Source organism: Haladaptatus ordinarius, from assembly GCF_054177595.1.
This window is the reverse complement of sequence record NZ_JBPEHH010000204.1, coordinates 1-3,625: the sequence shown is the minus strand read 5'-3', so window position 1 is coordinate 3,625 and position 3,625 is coordinate 1. Positions and strand designations below refer to the sequence as shown.

General features: G+C 58.3%; 6 protein-coding genes. 5 read left to right on the top strand and 1 reads right to left on the bottom strand.

What is annotated here, in order from left to right:
* Window positions 1–150 precede the first annotated feature (150 nt).
* From ACR3FF_RS26230 to ACR3FF_RS27515, 5 genes are all read left to right on the top strand, one after another.
* Window positions 151–741, top strand: a complete 591-nt coding sequence (locus ACR3FF_RS26230; RefSeq protein WP_458191029.1) for a helix-turn-helix transcriptional regulator — start codon at window positions 151–153, stop codon at window positions 739–741.
* Between the two features lie 337 nt (window positions 742–1,078).
* Entirely contained in the window at window positions 1,079–1,732 is a 654-nt protein-coding gene (locus tag ACR3FF_RS26225; protein ID WP_458191028.1) for a hypothetical protein, read from the top strand.
* 195 nt (window positions 1,733–1,927) lie between these two features.
* A complete protein-coding gene (locus ACR3FF_RS26220) occupies window positions 1,928–2,230 on the top strand; it encodes a hypothetical protein (protein ID WP_458191027.1) in 303 nt (100 codons plus the stop codon).
* Window positions 2,231–2,312: 82 nt separating this feature from the next.
* Window positions 2,313–2,663: an SHOCT domain-containing protein gene (locus ACR3FF_RS26215; RefSeq protein WP_458191026.1), complete on the top strand. Its 351-nt coding sequence runs from the start codon at window positions 2,313–2,315 to the stop codon at window positions 2,661–2,663.
* Between the two features lie 56 nt (window positions 2,664–2,719).
* Window positions 2,720–3,055 carry a DUF7282 domain-containing protein gene (locus ACR3FF_RS27515; RefSeq protein ID WP_472850174.1) on the top strand — a complete coding sequence of 112 codons (336 nt, stop codon included), beginning with the start codon at window positions 2,720–2,722 and terminating at the stop codon, window positions 3,053–3,055.
* Here ACR3FF_RS27515 and ACR3FF_RS26210 read toward each other — a convergent pair.
* Window positions 3,008–3,367 (bottom strand): DUF7344 domain-containing protein, encoded by a 360-nt coding sequence (locus tag ACR3FF_RS26210; RefSeq protein ID WP_458191025.1) that lies wholly within the window; start codon window positions 3,365–3,367, stop codon window positions 3,008–3,010. The genes ACR3FF_RS27515 and ACR3FF_RS26210 overlap by 48 nt on opposite strands.
* Between the last annotated feature and the right edge of the window lie 258 nt (window positions 3,368–3,625).

The following is a 3,625-nucleotide window of genomic DNA, read 5'->3' as shown; positions in this document are numbered from 1 at the left end:
ACCGACGGGCCGCTCAAGTAGGACAGACAGCCGGGCGACACAGGTGCAAATGCCCAGCTAAACGAACGCGATTCCTCCCCGCCGTAAACGGCGGAGTTTCCTCGCTATCGCAAAGATGATTGAGCAACACGCCACGCCGAGGTGGGGCGAATGAATCGGCGTCGAATCGATTTCGTAGTTGGTATCTTCGTCGCCGCTGTCCTCGTTTTCGGGGGTGCTCTCAGTTGGCAAGCGTACCAACAAAAGCGTGCCCTCGGCCAGATGGGGACGATGATGGGAACGTCGATGGACTCGGTTCACGGAACGAATCCCATCTGGTACGTACTCGGAACGGTCCTCGTCTCTGCTGTCGTTGGCGGAGTATACCTCACCGTCCGTGACGACCTCCCTGCCGTAGAGATGAGTGACCAATCGCAGAACGAACGGTCGAGTTCGGGAAGCGAGGAAGCCGACGAACCATCCAACGACCAACCACGAAGAGATGGACCAATCGACCCAGAGGAACAGCCACGGTCTCACGTGCTGGACCTGTTGCCGGACGACGAACGCAGGATTCTCGAACCGGTACTCACCTCACCCGGCATCACACAGATCGAATTACGGGATCGCTCTGACTTCTCGAAGAGTAAGGTGAGCCAAACGGCGAGCGCGCTGGAGAAACGCGGACTGTTGTATCGCGAGCGACAGGGACGAACGTATCGCATCTACCCGAGTGAGGACCTGCTTCAGAATCGGGAATAGTATCGTCTGTTGACTCCCCTCAAACGATTTTGTAAGGTGAGGACGTACTGTTGTACATCGTACGATCGCCACGTCGCGCACGTTTTCGCCGAGTACGAAGCGGCGAGACTCCATGGTGACGATGAGAGATAGGACACAGAATCGACCAACTCCACATAAACGTCGCCCGAACAGCGTGGATCACTAGCTGCGGTCGTGGCCCGACTTGCTCACTGATTCACGGGCGCTCACACTCCAACTGGTGTGCTCGATACGGTCTCCGCGTCCTTCGAACCGACGTGCTGACCTTAGATTTGAAAGAAAAAGTGCAATTAATCACGTGCACGTAGTATGAACCATGCTAGCAGATGACCTCTCGTCAACGCTGTCTGACCCCGACGGTGGTACCAGACGACACTCGTTGCCAGCGTCGCTCGCTCGGATTACGGACAGGGGTGTCTACGCACTCATCGCCGGTGTCGTTCTCATGGGTAGTTCCTTCCTCACGAATCCGATACCCGATCCGTCGTTTCCGTGGGCGACGCTTCCCGAATCACTGCGACTCGCCTACACGCAACCGCGAATCGAACACTGGCCAGTCACGTACACCGTCGGCCTGTGGCTAGTCGTCTTCACCCTCCCGCTCGTACTGTTGAACGCCTATCGTCGGTACGGACAGCGGTTATCGCCCAACTCGAGTACGTGGCTCGCCGCGCTTCCCGTCACGACGATGTTCGCGTTCACCACCTACTGTCGATTCTTCTGGCCGAAACTGCAGCCGCCGACGTGGAACGCTCCCTCGTACACGCTGGTCTACTGGGCCTACTGCTCGACGTACGAACCGTTCTGGAGCAACTTGGCCTACGCAATCACATCCTTCGGTGTGGCTGCAACGTACCTTGCGTATCGGGATTCGTCGGACGCGAAATACACGCTGGCGACGTTCGGAATACTCGCGTTTCCGCTCGGTCTTCCCGCGCTCTATGACGCCTATCGTCGACACGTCCAATAGTCCAAAGGGGTGTCCACTGTGACCTCGACATCACCGACGACAGAGCAGCTTGGTCGAATTCGACGGCGATGAACGGTCTCGTTTCTCAGAAACGATTAGAACGCCCTATACACGTTCTCGAACGGTCTCCTGTGCGTATTCACACCCATGGGGATAACTCTTGAACCGTCCTACGAGTAACTGAGGAGAGGGACAATGACTAACTTCACAATCGGACGCTGGCTGCTCGTGGCGCTCGCAATCGTCGGACTCGCAATCGTCGCTCCTGCTGTCAGCGCACACGGCAACGAAACTACTGCTGACGACGCACCCCCGTACGATGGAAACACGGCTGACTGGGCCGCCTGGATGGAAGCACAGATGACCGACCACATGGGACCGGGAGCCGTCGAGTGGATGGAAGCCCACATGGGTGTAACCATCGACGAGATGGCACGGGACATGGCCGACGGCGGGCACGCCAACGGCGGGACGTACGGTCAGGGGCGGGGGTGCTAACCACCCTGACCAGTCCCTGTCGCCCGATCTAGAATCGTTCACACGCAACGAACAACACACGACTACCCAACACACGATGACCATGTTACAGTTCACGACCGTTGTCGCACGCACTATCCGACGAACGACGTTACTCACACTACCCCTGCTCGCCGTAGCGACCGGGACGGGTGCCGCCAACCCCGGTGGGAGCTACGGTGGGGGAATGATGGGAGGTGGCTGGGGGCTCTTCGGCGGAGCGATGGGCCTCTGGGGGCTCATTTGGATGGGCCTCCTGCTTGCCATTCCGTTCGTCCTCGTCTACACGCTCGTGACGAGTAACGCGCGAGAGAATGGTGATTCTCTCTCGACACTCCGGGAACGCTACGCCCGTGGCGACCTCTCTGACGACGAGTTCGAACGCCGCCGAGAACAACTCGAAAAGTCAGGGTAAAACCGAGATCCCCGAAGTGGGGTTCAGGATAGTAGCAGACGAAAGACTACGCACGAATGAGCCAGTCGATGCAACAGATGCGTGGGCAGGCCCAACGGCAGCGTTCAGCGCAGCCTCTAACCGCGGTGGTGCACGCTGACGCCGACGGCAACCGCCAACTCGAGTTCCCCGACGTGGACAAGCCGGCCACGCAGAATGGACAGTCGGTTGCGGCTACTGCGCGTGTAACGACACAACGGGAGACGAACCCCATTTTTTCGGAGGAGGTTTCGAACGGTACATCCACGTTCCCCGGGGGGTGGGGCCGCGCCGAGCAATCAGATACGACCGGACGTCGCGGGGATTTATTCCACTCGATACTCCGTCGGCCCCAGTTCCGGTCGTGGCTGTAACTCCGACTCGATGGTCTCGACCTTCTCCGTGGTCGTGAAATACTTCTCGCCACCGTGTTGCTGGCGTTCGATTACTCCTATCTCGACGAGTGTGGGGATGACGTCTTGGCGTAACGATGTCGAAACGTCTTCTATACGACTGTCCGGCACGTCGGCGGAGGAGTGTTCGGACTCCCAACGCGCTATCTTTCGCGTCAGTTCGGCTAGCGAAACTGGCCGCTCCTGTTGCCGAAGGTAACACAGGAGATCTTGATAGCGTGAGTCATCGAGCAGTTCGACGACGGCTGCAGGTGTGTCGTTTATGTCTCTCATTCTCCGTTCACCCGGGTTCGAGTGGGGTCCGGGATTGATGATTACTATCGAGCCTGTCTAAGAATTTTGCCTCACCAATCCTCCTGACGTCGGCTGAAGATACTCTTACACGGTTCGACGGATCGATTCGGCCGTCGATAAAAAAAGAGAACCGGGCTCAGTTATCCGGCGATCGCGTCCACCACTTTGTGGCCGTCCGGCCCCCGGCCGGACCGCCACAGTTTCAGCAGATTGTGCGTCGCCGAAAACAACGACCAC